This window comes from Yersinia similis, assembly GCF_001053095.1.
GTDB classification, from domain to species: domain Bacteria; phylum Pseudomonadota; class Gammaproteobacteria; order Enterobacterales; family Enterobacteriaceae; genus Yersinia; species Yersinia similis.
On the sequence record NZ_CGBP01000009.1, the window covers coordinates 84,919 to 104,390 of the forward strand.

The window sequence follows — 19,472 nt, forward strand, 5'->3', positions numbered from 1 at the left end:
AAATCCTTATTGCACCGCAAATTGACGGCGAATTTTACGCATTAGCAGGAACAGCCATGGCCAGAGAATGCCGTTGACAACGCTACTCCAGAAAACTTCTGGGCGGAATGCGACATTAATCACCAAAAACTCAGACCAAAACACCACGACATCCATCGTCAGTGAAAGCAGCATGACGATAAGAGCCTGTTGCCACAATGCCATATTACGGAATAATTGGAACTTAAAGGCCACCAGATAGGCGACGATACTGAGTGCCAACGCCCGGACTCCCAGAGTCGATCCCAAAATAAGGTCCATAATCAGCCCCAGAATAAACCCCGTGCCAACATTCACCCGGTGTGGCAAGGCCATCACCCAATAAATGAGTACCAAGGCTAACCATGAGGGCCGAAACATATAGATCTGTTCAGGCCACGGCATAATTTGCAGCACCATAGCAATCAGGAATGATAGCCAGATAACCCAGCGACCATGACTACTGTAACGATTCACGGCGAAACTCCTGGAGTGACAACTGCGGGCGTGGATGCGGCAGGCGCAGGCGGCCCCATGGCATCAGCAGAAGGCAACACCTGAGACATCATCGGTGCCAGACGTTCATTCGCGACCCGGCGTACCTCATCCGGCGGCATGGGCATATCACCATTACGATCAGCGCCCCACAACAACAGTAGGTAACGTAAGCGTTGTAAATCTGCGGTTGGCCGAGCCTGAATAACCGTATAAGCGCGCTGGTTGTCGACTTTAACCGAAGAGACAACGGCAACAGGATAGCCTTCAGGGAAGCGCCCACCCAAGCCCGACGTCACCAACACATCGCCTACACGAATATCTGTATTGCTGGGCAAATGTTCCAATAATAAATCATCACTACAACCGCTACCGGCAGCAATAACCCGAATATCATTACGCAGCACCTGAATAGGCAGTGCATGGGAAGCATCGCAAATCAATAATACGCGGCTGGTAAATTTACTCACTGCCACAACTTGGCCTACGACACCGCGATCACTGATGACCGGTTGGCCCTCATAAACGCCGCTGTTCAAGCCTTTATCAATCACAACATGGTCACTATAAGGATCGGTCCCGCTGGACATGACCTGAGTCACCATTTTTTGCTCATCCTGACGCAAAGGAGAACCCAATAATTCCCGTAAACGGTTATTTTCCTGTTTGAACTGCCCCAGTAATTGGAGATCGGTATTTTTCAGTAACAGCTCTTGACGTAACGCACGATTCTCCAACTCCAATTGTTCACGAGTGGCTAGCGTATCAGAAACGTTGTCGAGAAGTTTACGTGGCCCATTGGCCAGAAAATAGAAAGGGCTAACTGCGGTGTCCATGTAAGTCCGTATTTTAACGAACGTACCCAACCGGCTATCAGCAATAACCAGTACAATGGCCGCAATAATGGCAAAGAAGAGTCGTAGTTGCAGGGATGGACCCCGACTAAAAATCGGCTTCATAAATTATGCGTATTCCTCGACGACAAGAGGAGACGCTAAATCGGGTGAGTATAAATACCTCCTCATTTGAAATTACAGCGGTGTTAGCGTTATTCATTCGCCCGAATCACTGACCTGAATCAGCTCATCGGGATTCGCTCACTTGCTGCAACCCCAATTAATTTTGGGTATAGACTCAACCGACCTAGATCTCTTCTTTGGCTGACTATTCTTCGCTGAACAAATCGCCGCCATGCATGTCGATCATTTCCAACGCTTTACCGCCACCACGTGCAACGCAGGTCAATGGATCTTCTGCGACCACGACGGGGATGCCGGTCTCTTCCATCAGAAGGCGGTCCAGGTTACGCAGTAATGCGCCACCACCGGTCAATACCATACCGCGCTCAGAGATGTCAGAAGCCAATTCTGGTGGGCACTGTTCCAGAGCCACCATAACCGCGCTCACAATACCTGTCAGCGGTTCTTGTAACGCTTCAAGGATCTCGTTGGAGTTCAGCGTAAAGCCACGTGGTACCCCCTCAGCAAGGTTACGACCACGCACTTCGATCTCCAGCACTTCGTCGCCCGGATAAGCAGAACCAATGCTGTGTTTGATACGTTCGGCTGTTGCCTCACCAATTAATGAACCGTAATTACGACGGACATAATTAATGATAGCTTCATCAAAGCGGTCACCACCGATACGCACAGAAGAAGAGTAAACCACCCCGTTTAGAGAGATGACGGCCACTTCTGTGGTACCGCCACCAATATCCACAACCATTGAACCGGTTGCTTCAGAAACAGGCAAGCCCGCGCCAATGGCCGCAGCCATTGGCTCTTCAATCAGGAACACCTCACGGGCACCTGCGCCCTGGGCAGATTCACGGATCGCACGGCGCTCAACCTGAGTAGCCCCGACCGGCACGCATACCAACACGCGCGGACTCGGACGCATGAAGCTGTTGCTGTGAACTTGCTTGATAAAGTGCTGCAGCATTTTTTCCGTGACAAAGAAATCGGCGATAACGCCGTCTTTCATTGGACGAATAGCCGCGATATTACCAGGAGTACGCCCCAGCATCTGTTTGGCATCATGGCCAACCGCTGCAACGCTCTTTGGTGAACCGGCACGATCCTGACGAATAGCCACCACTGAAGGCTCATTCAGTACAATGCCTTGTCCTTTAACATAAATAAGGGTATTGGCGGTACCCAAGTCGATGGACAAGTCGTTGGAAAACATGCCACGAAATTTCTTAAACATAACGAAAGGATAATCCTGCAAGCTGGGGGCGAAAAATAAAATCCGCCTACTTTACCAACCACACGAATCAGCGACAAGGCGCAAAAACGTCCTGACTCGGTGAAAAAGTAGCTGCGTCAGTCATATCTCGTTCCAGTCAAAATCTGTCTTGTTTGAAAAGGTTAAATAAATCCTCTGCACAACACAGATTTGCTAGCACGGCAGACGTAACACAGCACATAAAATCTAACATTTAACCTGATTCTCGTTGAAAGTAAGTGCACACCAACGATTCACGGTAATGACTGACACATTCTACGTTAATTTTTGCTCAACGATCAGGCTAACATGGCCCTATTACGAATATTTTTTCTTTCCGGAGTTTAATGGGGTCGGTGGAGCAAAGAAATTACCCTGCCCACCGTAAACGCCTTTCTCTTGCAGCGTTTGCCATTCTTCACGGGTACGAACTTCTGCCGCAAAAACTTTCGTCTGCGCCCCTGCACAGGCACCAGTCAGACTTTCCACAAATAACTGATTTTCATAGCGAAAATTAATGCTTCTTACCACGCCGGGATGAAGCTTTATCATTTCAACCTGCAAAGATTTAATATATGAGGTGCTGACAACCGTCAATCCAGCCTGTGATGCCATCACTTTGCAGCCTAGGCCACGCAATAAACGGACCATTTGGCGGATTTCTTCGATATGTTGACACACATCTGCCTCTGCAAGTTCAAAGATAATTCGCATTCGGTCAGATTTTTTGCACTGTAATAGCGTGTCACGCAACCAGCGCTGGAAAGGACGATGTAATAATGAATCAACGCTGATAGAAAATGCCAGTGTTTCATCCGGCCATAAAGATAATAAAGGAATTATCTTATCAATCTTTTGCCTATCATAACGTTCACCCAATCCGAGCAATTGCACCAATGGCATAAATTCGGCCGCCAGTAGTTCCTGCTTACCATCATATATGCGGCTAATTATTTCACGGTGGCTTATCTTGCCATCCACAGTAATAACCGGTTTTTGATAAAGCCTTGGGCCTCCGCTCGCCAGAGTCTGTTCCAGCAATGTGCGCCATTTAACACTGCCACGCCCACGCTCCGGTACCTGAGTATCGTACACATACCAACCGTTCCCACCATACAGCGCCGCATTTTTGGTCGCCTGCCCTGCATTGTCCATAATTTGTTCGGCTGACTCACCACTACGGTAAGCCACGATGCCAATATGTAACAGTGATTCGCGATCTATAATATGAGGCTCCGGTAATGTTCTCACCGCATTCACCAATTGTGCGGCCATCACATCGGCATCTTTCAACGTTTTGTGGGGCAGTAATATCGCGATGTCACTATTAAGGTAGCGGGCCAGGAGTGCGGAGGGATAGCGGGCCACAAAAGTTGACAGTAGGTTAACCAGTGACCCCATCAGTTCCTGTACTTGCTGGTGATCGTGGGTTTCATTTAAGGCTTCAAAATCGGGCAGTTGCACCATCATGACCACACCGTGCGCACCGGTCTCTTCAAGTTGCGTGGTCAGTTGGTTATCAAAAAACTGGCGGTTACTGAGGCCAGTCTGAGCATCTTGAGCCGCAAACGTGCGGATTAACGTATCTACCCGATTGCGTTCTGCCCGCACCTCCATCAGCTCAGATAATAAATGGTCAATAGCCCTGCTGGCACAAGGTGGCCATTCGTAATCCTCGCTGCGCACCGCATGCTCACGTTCACCACTGAGAATACGCCTTGCCCGCCGTTCAAGTTTTTCCTGCCCGACGGTCTGGTCACGTAGCCAGCGAAAACTCAACAACAACGTTAACGCAATGACCACCACCACCAGCGATAAAATGGCCGCGGCATAAATAGAACGGGCATAGCTGCCCAGCGGGTCAATATAGTTGAAATGCATATCCGTCCCTGGTTGATGCAACAGAGGCAATACCATCTGGCGGTAGCTACTGTTGCTGTTCCAAGGCGTATAAACCGCTGGAGTATGGAGTTGATAGAGGGTACTAGTGCTATTTTTGATACTGACATCTACCACACCAAGGGCCTGCATCATCAGTGGCAGCCATTCACGTTTTTTATTGATGGGTTGCAGTAGCAGTGACTGATCGTAAGCGGTCACAATACTTTGGAGCCGTTGCTCCATCTTCTTCTGGCATAAATAGAAGAAGCTGATCGTGCTGCCCAGTAAGACTAAACACATAGCCAATACGACCAGCAGCGTCATAAACGCAGAAAGTTTGGTTGTAAATCGCATTACTTAGCCTTGCCTAGTGCAATTAAATGAATAGAGTCCCTCAAATTCATGGGGGCAAGTACTATATGACAAAAAGAACCCGTAACGCTGATTTTTTACTGCAGAATACGACAAATACACAATAATTTAGTCCTTTTCCCTGACGTTCAGCCTATCCCTCTAATAAGCATAGCCCCTGATAATCACTAACAGCATGATTTTTGTCCCCGATCAGCCTAGAAATTTGCTGTAACCGCTATATTGGCTCACCCTTAACACAGGTTTTTTATTTCTGTCTTTTCACCATTGATACCCAACGTTATTGACATTGCAGCAAACGAATCACCAATCGGCAGAGTAGCGAGAGCGGCTGACACGGCGGCAAAGTTAAGTAAGAAGGGGTCAGACTGCTGACAAACCCCGATGACGCGATCTTGAACGGTGAGGATAGGCAGAGGAGTAAAGCGTCCGCGCCAAGGATGGCGCGGCTCGAGCCTACATGGATGTATTTACGGCGTCTTTACGATCTGCCTGTTCTCTCCGTCGCGGGCACTTTGTCAATAACCTCGGTAATTAGGGAGCACGACATGCGAGCACTGATACTTGAGCAAATTGAAGGACGCACCACCGCAGAAGTACGCCAAATTTCGTCCTCACAACTGCCTGCTGGTAATGTCACTGTAGACGTCAATTGGTCCAGCCTGAATTATAAAGATGCATTGGCGATTACGGGTCAGGGGAAGATTATCCGCCAATTTCCTATGGTACCGGGTATTGATTTCGCCGGAACAGTACACAGCAGCGAAGATCCACGTTTTCATATCGGCCAATCGGTCTTGTTAACCGGTTGGGGGGTAGGCGAAAACCATTGGGGAGGACTCGCCGAGCAAGCACGAGTGAATGGCGATTGGCTAGTCCCCATGCCAGACGGGCTAGATGCACGTAAAGCGATGATCATTGGTACCGCAGGTTTTACCGCCATGCTGTGCGTCATGGCACTGGAAGACGGTGGCGTGACCCCAAAAAGCGGTGAAGTGGTGGTAACCGGGGCCAGTGGTGGCGTTGGTAGCACGGCAATTGCCTTACTTTCAGCGTTAGGCTACCAGATTGTCGCTATTTCTGGCCGTGACAGTAACAGTGACTATCTAAAGAGCCTGGGCGCACATAGGATATTACCGCGCAGTGATTATCTTGATGCTTCACGGCCACTGGAAAAACAGCTATGGGCAGGAGCGATTGATACCGTGGGTGATAGCATGTTGGCCAAAATACTGGCCCAGATGAATTATAACGGTGCCGTCGCAGCATGCGGCCTGGCGGGAGGTTATAATCTGCCAACCACCGTCATGCCATTTATTCTGCGTAATATTCGCCTACAGGGCGTGGATTCAGTGATGACGCCACCTCCTCGCCGCCTGCAAACCTGGCAGCGATTACAGAAAATTTTGCCTGAAAGTTTCTATCAGCAAGCATCACAAGCCATCACGCTGGCTGATACACCCACCATTGCGGCCAGGTTACTGGCAAATGAAGTCACCGGGCGTACCTTAGTCAAAGTCCGCTGATTTGTCCTTATTCACTGGCGGCACTCACTTCCACTAATTAATCGTTACAGCAACCACCGAGATAAGTTTCACACTTGCCTCGGTGGTTGAAATTTCATATTTTTCTTAGAACCTTCGCACTTGTTCCTATTTGCCACCATGATTAACTACATCAGAGGCAACTGTTCGATGGAGTCATTGCTATGCAAAACACGTTTACTCATGCTAAGAACAACACTCATGCTAAAAACAACTGTTCTCAGACGAAAAGCAATGCAGTAAGTCTCAAGAAGCCACGTAAACTGACTGAGGCAGACGTCACGCCAGAGAGTATTTTTTATCAACGACGTAAGGTGTTGCAGGCTCTGGGGATCACCGCAGCCACATTGGCTCTGCCAGCATCAGCACAAGCCGACTTACTGGCTTGGTTTAAAGGTAACGAGCCGCCCAAAGCGCCCTCAGGTCAACCATTGACGTTCACCCCATCAGCCGCTTACCACCCAGACTTGGCTTTAACGCCAGAAGACAAAGTGACTGGGTACAATAATTTCTATGAGTTTGGGTTGGATAAAGCTGATCCCGCCGCGAATGCTGGCACACTGAAAACAGAAGGCTGGCAGATTAAGATTGACGGCGATGTCGTTAAGCCCATGACGCTGGATATGGATTATCTGATGAAACGCTTTCCCCTTGAAGAGCGTATCTATCGCCTACGCTGCGTCGAAGCGTGGTCTATGGTCGTACCATGGATCGGTTTTGAGTTAGGGAAACTGCTGAAATTAGCAGAGCCGACCAGTAATGCCCGCTATGTGGCGTTCCAAACATTGTATGCCCCAGATCAAATGCCCGGGCAGAAAAACCGCTTTATTGGTGGGGGGCTGGACTACCCCTATGTCGAAGGGCTGCGGTTAGATGAAGCTATGCACCCACTGGCCTTTATGGTTGTTGGCGTGTATGGCAAAACCCTACCACCGCAAAATGGTGCACCGCTACGGCTCATGACACCGTGGAAATATGGCTTTAAGAGCATTAAGTCCATCGTGCATATTCGCCTGACACATGAGCAGCCGCCAACCACCTGGAATTTGAGCGCCCCCAACGAATATGGCTTTTATGCCAATGTGAACCCGCACGTCGATCATCCCCGCTGGTCACAGGCCACCGAGCGCGTTATCGGTTCTGGCGGTATTCTGGATGTAAAACGCCAGCCCACCTTGTTATTTAACGGCTATGCTGACCAAGTGGCATCGCTATATCGTGGTTTAGATTTACGGAAGAATTTCTAATGCGGCTCAGTTTACGACACATCACATGGCTAAAAATCGCCATTTGGCTGGCGGCAGCATTACCGCTTCTGTGGCTCGTATTATCGATCGATCTGGGGAGGCTAAGTGCTGATCCCGCCAAAGATATTCAACATTTTACCGGGCGTATGGCCCTTAAATTACTTTTGGCAACCTTAGTGGTCTCGCCATTGGCTCGCTACAGTAAACAACCGTTGTTACTGCGCTGTCGCCGCTTATTAGGCCTATGGTGTTTTGCTTGGGGAACACTACATTTACTCAGCTACTCGATATTGGAACTGGGGCTGAGTAATATTGGCCTGTTGGGGCGTGAGTTGATTAACCGCCCTTATCTGACATTGGGCATTATCAGTTGGCTGGTGTTACTGGCGCTGGCACTCACCTCCACCCGGTGGGCACAACGAAAAATGGGACCGCTCTGGCAAAAACTACATAATTGGGTGTATGTTGTCGCCATTTTAGCCCCTATTCATTATCTTTGGTCAGTGAAAACACTCTCACCCTGGCCCATTATCTATGCGGTGATAGCAGCGCTATTACTGTTACTACGTTATAAATTACTGCTACCGCGTTATAAAAAATTTCGTCAATGGTTCCGCTAAAAGCCCGAACTGTTTATTACATCTACCCTGCAACATCCCGTGTGCAGGGTAGAAATCGATGAGTGAACGCACAGTTCGCTATTTTTTTTATTGAATATCTTCGCTGATAAGACCAGTATTTAGCTGCTAATTGCTACGATATCATTATAATGCCCAACCTTAGTGCCGATCGCTGTGTCAATTTCGTCGTAAAAAGGTGACAAATCGGTAGCAGCAGGTTATTTTTTACGATGATGGACTAATTGCCGGAGATACCAGCACAATGTCGGATAAGTTTCACATTTTGCTTCTGAATGGCCCTAACTTGAATCTGCTTGGAACGCGTGAACCAGAAAAGTATGGTTACACCACGCTGGCTGAAATTGTCAGTCAGTTAGAGATTCAGGCTCAGGGAATGGATGTCGCGCTTTCCCATTTGCAGTCAAATGCAGAACATGCGCTGATCGATAGAATTCACCAGGCACGGGGTAATACCGATTTTATCCTGATTAACCCCGCAGCGTTTACGCATACCAGCGTGGCACTGCGTGATGCGTTGCTAGGCGTGCAGATCCCATTTATCGAGATCCACTTGTCTAACGTGCATGCCAGGGAGCCTTTCCGTCATCATTCATATCTCTCCGACATCGCGGTTGGCGTAATCTGCGGACTTGGCGCAGATGGCTACAACTTTGCTTTACAGGCAGCGGTAAATCGCTTGTCAAAACCCAACTAATTGCAACACGAAAAGAGTACGGAATCACACTTATGGATATTCGTAAGATTAAGAAACTGATCGAACTGGTTGAAGAGTCTGGTATTTCAGAGCTGGAAATCTCAGAAGGCGAAGAGTCAGTACGTATCAGTCGTGCTCCTGCCGCACCGAACTACCCAATGATGCAACAGCCTTATGCTTTTGCGGCACCACAACAGCAGCCAGCGCTGGCAGCCGCTGTCGCCCCAGCACCAGTTGCTGAAGCCGCACCGGCAGCGATAAGTGGTCATATCGTACGTTCTCCAATGGTCGGTACGTTCTACCGCACCCCTAGCCCAGATGCCAAAGCCTTCGTTGAAGTCGGTCAGAAAGTTTCTGTTGGTGATACTCTTTGCATCGTTGAAGCGATGAAAATGATGAACCAAATCGAAGCAGATAAATCCGGTACTGTAAAAGCCATTCTGGTTGAAAACGGCCAACCGGTTGAATTCGACGAGCCTCTTGTCATCATCGAATAACGAGGCGTTCCATGCTTGATAAAATCGTAATCGCTAACCGCGGTGAGATTGCGCTGCGTATCCTACGGGCTTGTAAGGAGCTGGGGATCAAGACTGTCGCCGTTCACTCTGTTGCGGATCGTGACCTGAAACACGTATTACTGGCTGACGAGACTGTTTGTATTGGTCCCGCGCCTTCAGTTAAAAGCTATCTGAACATCCCGGCAATCATTTCGGCTGCTGAGATCACCGGCGCGGTGGCTGTTCACCCCGGCTATGGTTTCCTGTCTGAAAATGCTGATTTTGCCGAACAGGTAGAACGTTCTGGTTTCATTTTCATTGGCCCACGAGCCGAAACCATTCGCCTGATGGGCGATAAAGTTTCCGCGATCAGCGCAATGAAGAAAGCCGGTGTGCCATGCGTACCCGGTTCTGATGGCCCATTAAGCGACGACACAGCTAAGAACAAAGCCTTTGCCAAACGTATCGGTTATCCGGTCATTATCAAGGCATCTGGCGGCGGCGGTGGCCGTGGTATGCGTGTGGTTCGTCACGACAAGGATCTGGAAGAATCCATTAACATGACCCGTGCGGAAGCGAAAGCTGCTTTCAATAACGATATGGTTTATATGGAGAAATACCTTGAGAACCCACGCCATATCGAGGTTCAGATTTTGGCTGATGGTCAGGGTAATGCTATCTATCTGGCCGAGCGCGACTGTTCTATGCAGCGCCGCCACCAAAAAGTGGTTGAAGAAGCACCTGCACCGGGTATCACCAGCGAAATGCGCCGTTATATCGGTGAACGCTGCGCGAAAGCCTGTATGGAAATCGGTTATCGCGGTGCCGGTACCTTTGAGTTCTTGTATGAAAACGGTGAGTTCTATTTCATTGAAATGAACACCCGTATTCAGGTTGAACACACGGTTACCGAAATGATCACCGGTATTGACTTGATCAAAGAGCAGCTACGTATCGCGGCTGGCCAACCTCTCTCCATCAAACAAGATGAAGTGAAAGTGCATGGCCACGCCATTGAATGCCGTATTAACGCCGAAGATCCAAATACCTTCTTGCCAAGTCCGGGTAAAATTACCCGCTTCCATGCGCCGGGTGGTTTCGGTGTTCGTTGGGAATCTCATATTTACGCAGGCTATACTGTGCCTCCGTATTATGACTCCATGATTGGTAAGCTGATCACTTACGGTGAAAACCGTGATGTGGCGATTGCTCGAATGAAAAATGCCTTGGCAGAGCTCATTATCGATGGCATCAAAACCAACGTTGAGTTACAGCAACGCATTATGAATGACGAGAACTTCCAGCACGGTGGGACTAATATCCACTATCTGGAGAAAAAACTCGGGTTGCAAGAAACCTGATATTTCGCCTTTCGTACATCATTTTAGCTGTTATAGCAGGTCCAGTTAATTGAGTTGCCCCCCAAATATTGGATAACAACCCGATATTTGGAGGGGCAGTTTTTTATGGCATAAACTGAAGTTAAAAAGCCTGAATTCTGTAGAGTGCGGAATTCAGGCCTTGATGGCTACTTAATTTAAACAACCCAAAATCTTGTTAATTTAAACAGCCGAATATCTTACCGTCAGTTTATTTAAGCTGAAAGTTTTTAATTTGCTCTTGACATGCATCGGAAAAAATTTTCCTTTCCATTTTCATCGTATGAGACCATTGCGCCTCCGCCTTGTGGGCATCTATCTAAATGCCAGTTAATGCCAGATGCATATACTGGAGCGATGGAAGCACTGGCACAGACTAATAGAAGAGAGGCAACGATTTTTTTCATGGGTAAATTCCTATAAAATTTTAAGTTAATGTTTATATTGATAAAAGTAATTTATCAGTAGTAAATACAGTTATTTTTACAATGTAATTTCCTACCACCAAAACAATATTAAAAAGAACAAATCCAATCAATTAAATTTATTATTTTTTCATGTTATTAATGATTAATAATCATGCCATCAGTTGGTCTAATACTTGAATTGTTTTTCCCAATTTCATATATAACAAAGGCCAAAAATAAACAGCGTCAATGAAAAATATATTTTAGGAAAAAGTTATAATAAAAATTCAACATTAAATATATAAAATAATATTTATTACAGATAATATCGGTTATTCCGTGGAGTGAGTATTAAAAGCAGTATTATTAATATACTCATGCTTAACAAAATAGTGCCTGTGCTATTGTCGTCAGGAACCAGCCGTCTCCAAACTGACTGAAAACAACATTTGAATTTCCAAGGTGATTGAGACAAGAAAATAGATGGCCTTAGAATATTTTATCTAAACCGTTAGCTTCAGCTAAACAATGGGCTGTTTATGAAATATCATTCCGACCGGTTTTTTCTTTTCTGCAACGGATATACCCAAAGCAAGACAGTAAATGAACAAGTCCCGATGAGTTGATTCGGGTGGGTGAGTACCACTAACAACGCTGTAGCGCCAAATACGAAAAGGTTACCCAATGGAGTTGGTGTTACAGCCAGGCAGCAAACGAATACATCCCGATGAGCTTACTCAAGTAAGTGATTCGGGTGGGTGAGTGCCGCTAACAACGCTGTAGCGCCAAATACGAAAAGGTTACCCAATGGAGTTGGTGTTACAGCCAGGCAGCAAAAAAATACATCCCGATGAGCTTACTCAAGTAAGCGATTCGGGTGGGTGAGTGCCGCTAACAACGCTGTAGCGCCAAATACGAAGGGTATGGGGAGAACATATGGAAACAAGGTTCCTACAGGCAAACAAAGAAGCACGCTGGGCCTTTGGCCTAACACTGGCCTACCTTGCTGGGTGGATAATAACCGCTTACTTACCGGGTAATCTTCCCGGAATAAGCGGCCTACCTGCCTGGTTTGAAGCAGCCTGTATTGCATTACCACTCCTGTTTATTGTGCTGTGTATTCTGATGGTACGGCTGATATTCCGCGATATCCCACTGGAGGATGACGATGCAAACTGATGTCGTTCTGCCATTAGTCGGCTATCTGGTGTTGGTCTTTGGCCTATCTATTTATGCTTATACTCGCCGCCAAACCGGGAATTTTCTCAACGAATATTTTATCGGCAACCGTTCGATGGGTGGTTTCGTACTGGCGATGACCCTGACCGCCACCTATATCAGCGCCAGTTCGTTTATTGGTGGACCAGGTGCCGCTTATAAATACGGCCTTGGCTGGGTTCTGCTGGCGATGATCCAATTGCCTGCGGTCTGGCTTTCCCTCGGTGTCCTAGGTAAGAAGTTTGCCATTCTGGCACGTCGCTATAATGCCGTGACCCTCAACGATATGTTGTATGCCCGCTATCAGAGCCGTTTACTGGTGTGGCTAGCCAGCCTCAGCCTGCTGGTGGCCTTTGTCGGTGCCATGACCGTGCAATTTATTGGTGGCGCACGGTTGTTGGAAACGGCGGCAGGTGTCCCTTACGACACTGGCTTATTAATTTTTGGTATCAGTATCGCTCTGTACACCTCATTTGGTGGATTCCGGGCCAGTGTACTGAATGATGCCCTACAAGGGCTGGTCATGCTGGTCGGGACCATTTTGCTGTTAGTCGCCGTGATCCACGCGGCAGGTGGCCTACATAAAGCCGTCGAGACGCTGCAACATATCGATCCGGCGCTGGTTTCCCCGCAAGGTGGCGATCAGATCCTCGACGTGCCGTTTATGGCTTCGTTCTGGATCCTGGTGTGCTTTGGGGTGATCGGTCTGCCACACACCGCCGTACGTTGTATTTCGTATCGTGACAGTAAAGCCGTACATCGCGGTATTATCCTCGGCACCATCGTGGTGGCGATCCTGATGTTCGGAATGCATCTGGCCGGCGCGCTGGGGCGGGCGGTGTTACCTGATCTGAAAATTCCAGATCAAGTGATCCCGACACTAATGATCACCGTGCTACCTCCGTTTGCCGCGGGGATCTTCCTGGCAGCCCCCATGGCGGCGATCATGTCGACCATCAATGCTCAGTTACTGCAATCTTCTGCTACCATTGTGAAAGATTTGTATCTCAATCTGCGGCCAGCAGAGTTAAAGAATGAGCGCAAGCTAGCGCGTATCTCCAGCTTATCCACACTCATCCTTGGGCTGTTATTGCTCTTGGCCGCCTGGCGACCACCTGAAATGATTATCTGGTTGAACCTACTGGCCTTTGGCGGACTGGAAGCGGTATTCCTCTGGCCATTGGTGCTGGGGTTATACTGGGAGCGGGCCAATGCCCACGGCGCCCTTAGCTCAATGATCGTCGGTGCGGTATGCTATACGGTATTAGCCAGCTTCGACATAAAGATAGCCGGCCTGCACCCCATTGTGCCGTCACTTGCGCTTAATCTGTTGGCGTTTTATATCGGTAATCTATTTGGTGACAGAGCGCGGGTACGACAACCCGCCATCGTCAGTGCCGATTAAAATCACTATTATTATATCAACACATCAGCCGGTATCGTGGTTATGGCCCCGATACCGGCACTTGAGAGAATTGCTATGCCTTGGATCCAACTAAAATTAAACACCACCGGCAACCAAGCCGAATCCCTAGGGGACGTTCTGGTGGAAAGTGGTGCTGTGTCGGTCACTTTTCAGGACACCCACGATAATCCGGTCTTCGAGCCACTGCCAGGTGAAACCCGTCTGTGGGGCGATACCGATGTCATTGGTCTGTATGATGCAGAAACCGATATGGCTGAAGTGGTCGCTATGTTGGAATGCCACCCGCAGATCGGCAAAGGCTTTATCCATAAAATTGAACAGTTGGAAGATAAAGATTGGGAGCGTGAATGGATGGATAACTTCCATCCGATGCGTTTTGGTGAGCGCCTGTGGATCTGCCCAAGCTGGCGTGATGTGCCAGATCCAACGGCAGTTAACGTTATGCTCGACCCCGGCTTAGCCTTTGGTACGGGTACCCACCCTACCACAGCATTGTGCCTCCAATGGCTGGATAGCCTCGATCTCAATGGTAAAACCCTCATCGACTTCGGTTGTGGCTCTGGCATCCTGGCGATTGCCGCGCTAAAACTCGGTGCAGCGCGCGCTATTGGCATTGATATCGATCCGCAGGCCATTCAAGCCAGTCGCGATAACGCGCAGCGTAACGGCGTTTCAGAGCGTTTGGAGCTGTATCTGGCAAAAGACCAGCCCACAGAACTATCTGCTGATGTGGTCGTGGCTAATATTCTGGCAGGCCCATTACGGGAACTGGCCCCCCTGATTAGCGTCTTACCGACGACGGGCGGCCATCTTGGGTTGTCTGGGGTATTGGCAACGCAAGCGGCGGGAGTCGCACAGGCCTATGAGGATAAATTCATCCTCGACCCGGTCGCCGAGAAAGAAGAATGGTGCCGCATCACCGGTATCAAAAAATAATTTTGCTTTAACTCACGACACACCCAAAATATTTGGTGTCACCGCCAGACGCACACGGACTTGAGTCCGTGTGCGTCACTATTAACCTTTCAACGCCAGCCACCTTTCATCATCAACAATATTTCTGTATCGATAATATTTCAGTATCAACAGCATCGCACCGTCAGGTGAGAACGGCATACCCATGATTTTACTATGGAATAACGATAGGGTTTCTGGCTTTTAGCCGCCCTTTATCTCATATTCTTTTTAATTGCAACGAGATGTGTGACAGATATATTTCTACTCTTTATCTTTGATTTGATGAATAAAACAGCACTATCGACCCTGTTTTTGATACTTTCCCAGTTGATAATTATGTTGTTTGACAGAAAATACCAAAGCGCACAATTCAACCAGATAAGCGTAACGTGATGTTATTTATAATTAAATATCTAAAAATACAACGTTAGCCTATTATTCATTGCTATTTTTTCATCAATTGGTCAAAGTTTGGCCTTTCATCTGGGCGCAAAAATGCGTAATATACGCGCCCTTACGGACACAGTGTGGTCATTCTTTGTCTATGCGTATTGGACACTTCCAGCTTACAAATTGCCTGATTGCCGCCCCGATGGCGGGCATCACAGATCGCCCCTTCAGAGCGCTATGTCATGGTATGGGGGCTGGGATGGCTGTATCTGAAATGCTCTCCTCTAATCCAGAGGTTTGGCGAACGGATAAGTCGCGTTTACGCATGGTCCATATTGATGAACCCGGGATTCGTAACGTGCAAATTGCCGGTAACGATCCAGATGAGATGGCAGCAGCCGCCAAAATCAATGTGGCGAGTGGTGCCCAAATCATCGATATCAATATGGGGTGTCCGGCCAAGAAAGTGAACCGCAAGCTGGCGGGTTCTGCATTATTGCAGCATCCTGATCTGGTCAAACAGATCCTCTCCGCAGTGGTTAATGCGGTAGATGTGCCGGTGACGTTGAAGATCCGGACGGGTTGGTCACCAGAACACCGTAACTGTATAGAAATTGCCCAACTGGCCGAAAATTGTGGTATACAAGCCCTGACGATTCATGGCCGAACCCGTTCTTGCCTGTTTAATGGTGAGGCGGAATACGACAGTATTCGAGCAGTTAAGCAGACTGTTTCCATTCCCGTTATCGCGAATGGTGACATCACTGACCCGCATAAAGCCAGAGCGGTACTCGACTACACTGGAGCAGATGCTCTGATGATAGGCCGTGCCGCTCAGGGAAGACCGTGGATCTTCCGGGAAATCCAGCATTATCTGGACACTGGGGAACTGCTGCCACCGATGCCACTTGGCGAAGTGCAGCGTTTGTTAGACGGGCATATACGGGAATTGCACGACTTTTATGGTCCAGGCAAGGGATTTCGTATTGCACGTAAGCACGTCTCTTGGTATCTCCAAGAGCACGCCCCTAACGACCAGTTTCGGCGCACATTCAACGCCATTGAGGATGCCAGCGAACAGCTGGAGGCGTTGGAGGCATATTTCGAAAATCTTGCGTAAACAGAAAAAAGAGCTGACAGAACTATGTTCGAACAACGCGTAAATTCTGACGTACTGACCGTTGCAACCGTAAACTCACAGGACCAGGTAACTCAAAAGCCTTTGCGTGACTCGGTTAAACAAGCACTGAAGAACTATTTTGCTCAACTGAATGGTCAAGATGTAAGTGACCTGTATGAGTTGGTACTGGCTGAAGTTGAACAGCCATTGTTGGACATGGTGATGCAATACACCCGTGGCAACCAAACCCGTGCAGCCCTGATGATGGGCATCAACCGCGGTACGCTGCGTAAGAAATTGAAAAAATACGGCATGAACTGATACTAGTCAGTTAAGGTGTTGTTTAAAAAGGCGTTATCCTTAATTGGTTAGCGCCTTTTTTATTATTCGTGATGCAGCACGTGATACACGGTGCTTTGTATACTCAAGATATCAGCAACAAAAACCCATCACTTCACCCAAAAAAACCAATTTTTTAATGGTTATGCGTCTAGTAATTGTAAGGAACAGTCACAGAATTTATGGAGCTATGGCTCCTTGTTGATCAACAGCCGGTACATCTCGGTATGGTCCGTCATTGGTGTTGCACGCCGAGAAACTTCATTCCAAACATCGACACAGTGCGTGCCCAGTTTCATTGGGTAATTAAGCCGTTGTGCCAAATTACGTGCGATATGCAGGTCTTTATTCATCAATTGCAGCGCAAAGCCGGAGGCATACGAGCCGTTCAGCATAAATTGGCGCACTGTGCTTTCTGAAGTATTACTCCGGCCAGTGGAGGTATTGAGCACATCGGTCATCACCTCGGGTTCGATCCCAAACCGTTGGGCAATATGCAGTGCTTCGATTGTCGCCAACAGCCCCGTCGCTGATACATAATTATTCAATGCCTTGGCCGCATGGCCACTCCCCGCAGGGCCAACAAACAGGATCTGTTCCCCCATTGCAGCCAAAGCGGTATAACAAGATTTAAGTACCCTATCCTCGCCCCCAGTCAGGATCGATAATGTCCCGCTCTGGGCTTTTTTTACTCCACCAGAGACGGGGGCATCCAGATAATCCAGTTCCCATACAGCCAGCAAGATCGCCAGACGACGTGAGCGTTCAGGATCGGAGGAACTCATGTCGATCACCACTGCCGCTTTAGATAGCTGTGCAACCCATCCCGATATCCCGTCACTTCCCAGCAATGCCTGTTCAACAGCCTCAGAGTTGGGCAACATGGTGATCAATGCATCTAAAGATGCCGCATTATCTACCGTGAGTGGTTCAGCGTTGAGTTCTGCCGTCAGTATTTGCACCTTGGTGATATCTGCATCACAGAGATACAGCTCAAAACCCGCCTTTACCAGGCGCTGCACCATAGGGGTTCCCATCTTCCCCAAACCAATAAAACCAATACGTTGCGGTTGTTTCATCTGACCCCCTTAATCGTTATTGGTCGCCAGAGCACTCGCTTAATCCGTTCGGCTGAAATACATTTCACGTCCATTGAGTGAGGGGAGCAACATCAACCTGAGCGATCCATGCGGCCGTTTCCGGCGTACCCGCAGGGTAACGTTGCAACACCATCGGATCATGTCCGGGAATAATATGGTCGAATGAATCGGCCCAGCGATAGAGCATGTTGTAGCCTTCCAAGACATCGCCAACGTTATAAAGGATTGGATAAGGCCGGCGTTGCTGAATATTGGCGTAGAAATGCGTGGCATCCGATGCCAAGTTGGCTCAGACCGTCTTCAATGCAATGCGTGATTGTCCGGCCACGCTGACGGGCCATGGCAGCATCAAATCCGGTATCAACCATAATCGTGCGTGTAGCCCCTACGATAGCCCAGACAAAATAGCCAATCGGCATCGGCCCGTCGTGTGGGTCACCACCAAGAAAGTTATCACGGGCTAGCCGGTGGTGATGAGCGTATTTGATAGCAAAAATCCGGGCATTATCATTGGATGCAGGCATCGGTCGTTCTCCATGTCAAACGACCGATGCCTGCCAATGCGGGTAATATTCACCGATAACGCTTTACAGCCACGTCTTCACATCCACCTATAGCCATAGGTTTGGTTAAAAAATAACCTATGATGATATAATCAACCAATAATATAAAAAGTGATATGACCCACATATTCAGCCACATTTGAGGGGGGATAAGCGACGGGGGGACCTCAGGGAGTCGCTTCCGTTTTCGTGTATCAGCCCCACATTAAGTGAGCCAATGGGCTCCCCCCGACCTTTGTGGTCTCAATGAATTAAGTATCAACATGATATTTATCTCTTCAGATTAACTGCAATCACGCTATAGTCATTATTAACAGCTATCTATACCCCAAATAATTCGAGTTGCAGGAAGACAGCCAATGCACAGGCGACTTGAAATATGACGGATATATAAGCTGAATGAATTCTGACTTGCACTGAGGATAGGGGTTGATTATGAATAAGCTGGTCATTGCCGTAGCACTTGCCACCACCGTATTAAGTGGGTGTGCCAATAACACTGCGTCTGGTGATACTTTTACTGCCTCTCAGGCACGACAAGTACAGACCGTCACTTACGGCTCGATAGTTTCTGCCCGCCCGGTCACCATTCAGGGCGGTAATAATAATAATGTTGCCGGTGCCATTGGTGGTGCCGTGGTGGGTGGATTCCTGGGGAATACTATCGGCGGTGGCCGTGGTAATAGTTTGGCAACTGCTGGTGGTGCCGTTGCGGGTGGCGTAGCAGGCCAGGGTATCCAGAGTGCGATGAACCGCAGTGAAGGTGTTCAACTGGAAATTCGCCGTGATGATGGCAGCAATATCGTTGTCGTACAGGCTCAGGGGCCCACCCGTTTCAGTGCTGGCCAACGTGTGATGATCGCCAGTGACCGTAGCGGTACCGTAACCGTTTCTCCGCGCTAAACGTAGTCACCGGGAGCACGTGGATCCCGGCCGCCAGTCCGTAGGCTGATAGTCA

17 protein-coding genes and 2 pseudogenes are annotated in these 19,472 nt (G+C 48.5%); 13 read left to right on the plus strand and 6 right to left on the minus strand.

What is annotated here, in order from left to right; genetic code table 11:
• Positions 1-6: 6 nt before the first annotated feature.
• From mreD to csrD, 4 genes are all read right to left on the minus strand, one after another.
• Positions 7-495 (minus strand): rod shape-determining protein MreD, encoded by a 489-nt coding sequence (gene mreD, locus AC971_RS09030; RefSeq protein WP_025381635.1) that lies wholly within the window; start codon positions 493-495, stop codon positions 7-9.
• Positions 492-1,472, minus strand: coding sequence for a rod shape-determining protein MreC (gene mreC, locus AC971_RS09035; protein WP_025381636.1), 981 nt, complete (start codon positions 1,470-1,472; stop codon positions 492-494). Before mreC ends, mreD begins: the two co-directional genes overlap by 4 nt.
• 205 nt (positions 1,473-1,677) lie before the next feature.
• Complete coding sequence (gene mreB, locus AC971_RS09040) at positions 1,678-2,721, minus strand: rod shape-determining protein MreB (RefSeq protein ID WP_002228205.1); 1,044 nt, start codon at positions 2,719-2,721, stop codon at positions 1,678-1,680.
• Between the two features lie 336 nt (positions 2,722-3,057).
• Positions 3,058-4,974, minus strand: a complete 1,917-nt coding sequence (csrD, locus tag AC971_RS09045; protein ID WP_025381637.1) for an RNase E specificity factor CsrD — start codon at positions 4,972-4,974, stop codon at positions 3,058-3,060.
• Positions 4,975-5,452: 478 nt separating this feature from the next.
• On the opposite strand from csrD, the pseudogene AC971_RS25105 reads away from it, so the two are divergent.
• From AC971_RS25105 to fis, 12 genes and pseudogenes are all read left to right on the plus strand, one after another.
• Positions 5,453-5,521: pseudogene (locus AC971_RS25105) on the plus strand (gluconate 5-dehydrogenase); the annotation flags it as partial.
• Between the two features lie 19 nt (positions 5,522-5,540).
• Positions 5,541-6,518 carry an acrylyl-CoA reductase (NADPH) gene (gene acuI / locus AC971_RS24235; RefSeq protein WP_025381638.1) on the plus strand — a complete coding sequence of 326 codons (978 nt, stop codon included), beginning with the start codon at positions 5,541-5,543 and terminating at the stop codon, positions 6,516-6,518.
• 182 nt (positions 6,519-6,700) lie between these two features.
• The gene (gene msrP / locus AC971_RS09055; protein ID WP_025381639.1) at positions 6,701-7,783 is read left to right on the plus strand and encodes a protein-methionine-sulfoxide reductase catalytic subunit MsrP; all 1,083 of its coding nucleotides are present in this window, start codon (positions 6,701-6,703) and stop codon (positions 7,781-7,783) included.
• The gene (msrQ, locus tag AC971_RS09060; protein WP_025381640.1) at positions 7,783-8,403 is read left to right on the plus strand and encodes a protein-methionine-sulfoxide reductase heme-binding subunit MsrQ; all 621 of its coding nucleotides are present in this window, start codon (positions 7,783-7,785) and stop codon (positions 8,401-8,403) included. The genes msrP and msrQ overlap by 1 nt, the downstream gene beginning before the upstream one ends.
• Before the next feature lie 262 nt (positions 8,404-8,665).
• Entirely contained in the window at positions 8,666-9,118 is a 453-nt protein-coding gene (aroQ, locus tag AC971_RS09065; protein ID WP_025381641.1) for a type II 3-dehydroquinate dehydratase, read from the plus strand.
• Positions 9,119-9,150: 32 nt separating this feature from the next.
• Positions 9,151-9,615 (plus strand): acetyl-CoA carboxylase biotin carboxyl carrier protein, encoded by a 465-nt coding sequence (accB, locus tag AC971_RS09070; RefSeq protein WP_025381642.1) that lies wholly within the window; start codon positions 9,151-9,153, stop codon positions 9,613-9,615.
• 11 nt (positions 9,616-9,626) lie between these two features.
• Positions 9,627-10,976, plus strand: coding sequence for an acetyl-CoA carboxylase biotin carboxylase subunit (gene accC / locus AC971_RS09075; RefSeq protein ID WP_025381643.1), 1,350 nt, complete (start codon positions 9,627-9,629; stop codon positions 10,974-10,976).
• Positions 10,977-12,337: 1,361 nt separating this feature from the next.
• Positions 12,338-12,580 (plus strand): YhdT family protein, encoded by a 243-nt coding sequence (locus AC971_RS09080; protein WP_025381644.1) that lies wholly within the window; start codon positions 12,338-12,340, stop codon positions 12,578-12,580.
• On the plus strand, positions 12,570-14,024 hold the full coding sequence (gene panF, locus AC971_RS09085) for a sodium/pantothenate symporter (RefSeq protein WP_025381645.1): 1,455 nt from the start codon (positions 12,570-12,572) through the stop codon (positions 14,022-14,024). Before AC971_RS09080 ends, panF begins: the two co-directional genes overlap by 11 nt.
• A 75-nt stretch (positions 14,025-14,099) precedes the next feature.
• Complete coding sequence (gene prmA, locus AC971_RS09090) at positions 14,100-14,981, plus strand: 50S ribosomal protein L11 methyltransferase (protein ID WP_025381646.1); 882 nt, start codon at positions 14,100-14,102, stop codon at positions 14,979-14,981.
• Positions 14,982-15,546: 565 nt separating this feature from the next.
• Positions 15,547-16,512: a tRNA dihydrouridine synthase DusB gene (dusB, locus tag AC971_RS09095; RefSeq protein ID WP_038402040.1), complete on the plus strand. Its 966-nt coding sequence runs from the start codon at positions 15,547-15,549 to the stop codon at positions 16,510-16,512.
• Positions 16,513-16,536: 24 nt separating this feature from the next.
• Positions 16,537-16,833 (plus strand): DNA-binding transcriptional regulator Fis, encoded by a 297-nt coding sequence (gene fis, locus AC971_RS09100; protein WP_002210061.1) that lies wholly within the window; start codon positions 16,537-16,539, stop codon positions 16,831-16,833.
• Between the two features lie 206 nt (positions 16,834-17,039).
• Here fis and AC971_RS09105 read toward each other — a convergent pair whose 3' ends face one another.
• Positions 17,040-17,930 carry an NAD(P)-dependent oxidoreductase gene (locus AC971_RS09105; RefSeq protein ID WP_025381648.1) on the minus strand — a complete coding sequence of 297 codons (891 nt, stop codon included), beginning with the start codon at positions 17,928-17,930 and terminating at the stop codon, positions 17,040-17,042.
• 64 nt (positions 17,931-17,994) lie between these two features.
• Positions 17,995-18,475, minus strand: a pseudogene (locus AC971_RS09110) (MBL fold metallo-hydrolase).
• 474 nt (positions 18,476-18,949) lie between these two features.
• Here AC971_RS09110 and AC971_RS09115 point away from each other — a divergent pair.
• Positions 18,950-19,417 (plus strand): outer membrane lipoprotein, encoded by a 468-nt coding sequence (locus AC971_RS09115; RefSeq protein ID WP_025381650.1) that lies wholly within the window; start codon positions 18,950-18,952, stop codon positions 19,415-19,417.
• Positions 19,418-19,472: the final 55 nt, after the last annotated feature.

Coding starts and splice junctions, on each gene's coding strand:
- mreC (WP_025381636.1), bottom strand. CDS start 1,472: ATGAAGCCGATTTTTAGTCGGGGTCCATCCCTGCAACTACGACTCTTC.
- mreB (WP_002228205.1), bottom strand. CDS start 2,721: ATGTTTAAGAAATTTCGTGGCATGTTTTCCAACGACTTGTCCATCGAC.
- csrD (WP_025381637.1), bottom strand. CDS start 4,974: ATGCGATTTACAACCAAACTTTCTGCGTTTATGACGCTGCTGGTCGTA.
- acuI (WP_025381638.1), top strand. CDS start 5,541: ATGCGAGCACTGATACTTGAGCAAATTGAAGGACGCACCACCGCAGAA.
- msrP (WP_025381639.1), top strand. CDS start 6,701: ATGCAAAACACGTTTACTCATGCTAAGAACAACACTCATGCTAAAAAC.
- msrQ (WP_025381640.1), top strand. CDS start 7,783: ATGCGGCTCAGTTTACGACACATCACATGGCTAAAAATCGCCATTTGG.
- aroQ (WP_025381641.1), top strand. CDS start 8,666: ATGTCGGATAAGTTTCACATTTTGCTTCTGAATGGCCCTAACTTGAAT.
- accB (WP_025381642.1), top strand. CDS start 9,151: ATGGATATTCGTAAGATTAAGAAACTGATCGAACTGGTTGAAGAGTCT.
- accC (WP_025381643.1), top strand. CDS start 9,627: ATGCTTGATAAAATCGTAATCGCTAACCGCGGTGAGATTGCGCTGCGT.
- AC971_RS09080 (WP_025381644.1), top strand. CDS start 12,338: ATGGAAACAAGGTTCCTACAGGCAAACAAAGAAGCACGCTGGGCCTTT.
- panF (WP_025381645.1), top strand. CDS start 12,570: ATGCAAACTGATGTCGTTCTGCCATTAGTCGGCTATCTGGTGTTGGTC.
- prmA (WP_025381646.1), top strand. CDS start 14,100: ATGCCTTGGATCCAACTAAAATTAAACACCACCGGCAACCAAGCCGAA.
- dusB (WP_038402040.1), top strand. CDS start 15,547: ATGCGTATTGGACACTTCCAGCTTACAAATTGCCTGATTGCCGCCCCG.
- fis (WP_002210061.1), top strand. CDS start 16,537: ATGTTCGAACAACGCGTAAATTCTGACGTACTGACCGTTGCAACCGTA.
- AC971_RS09105 (WP_025381648.1), bottom strand. CDS start 17,930: ATGAAACAACCGCAACGTATTGGTTTTATTGGTTTGGGGAAGATGGGA.
- AC971_RS09115 (WP_025381650.1), top strand. CDS start 18,950: ATGAATAAGCTGGTCATTGCCGTAGCACTTGCCACCACCGTATTAAGT.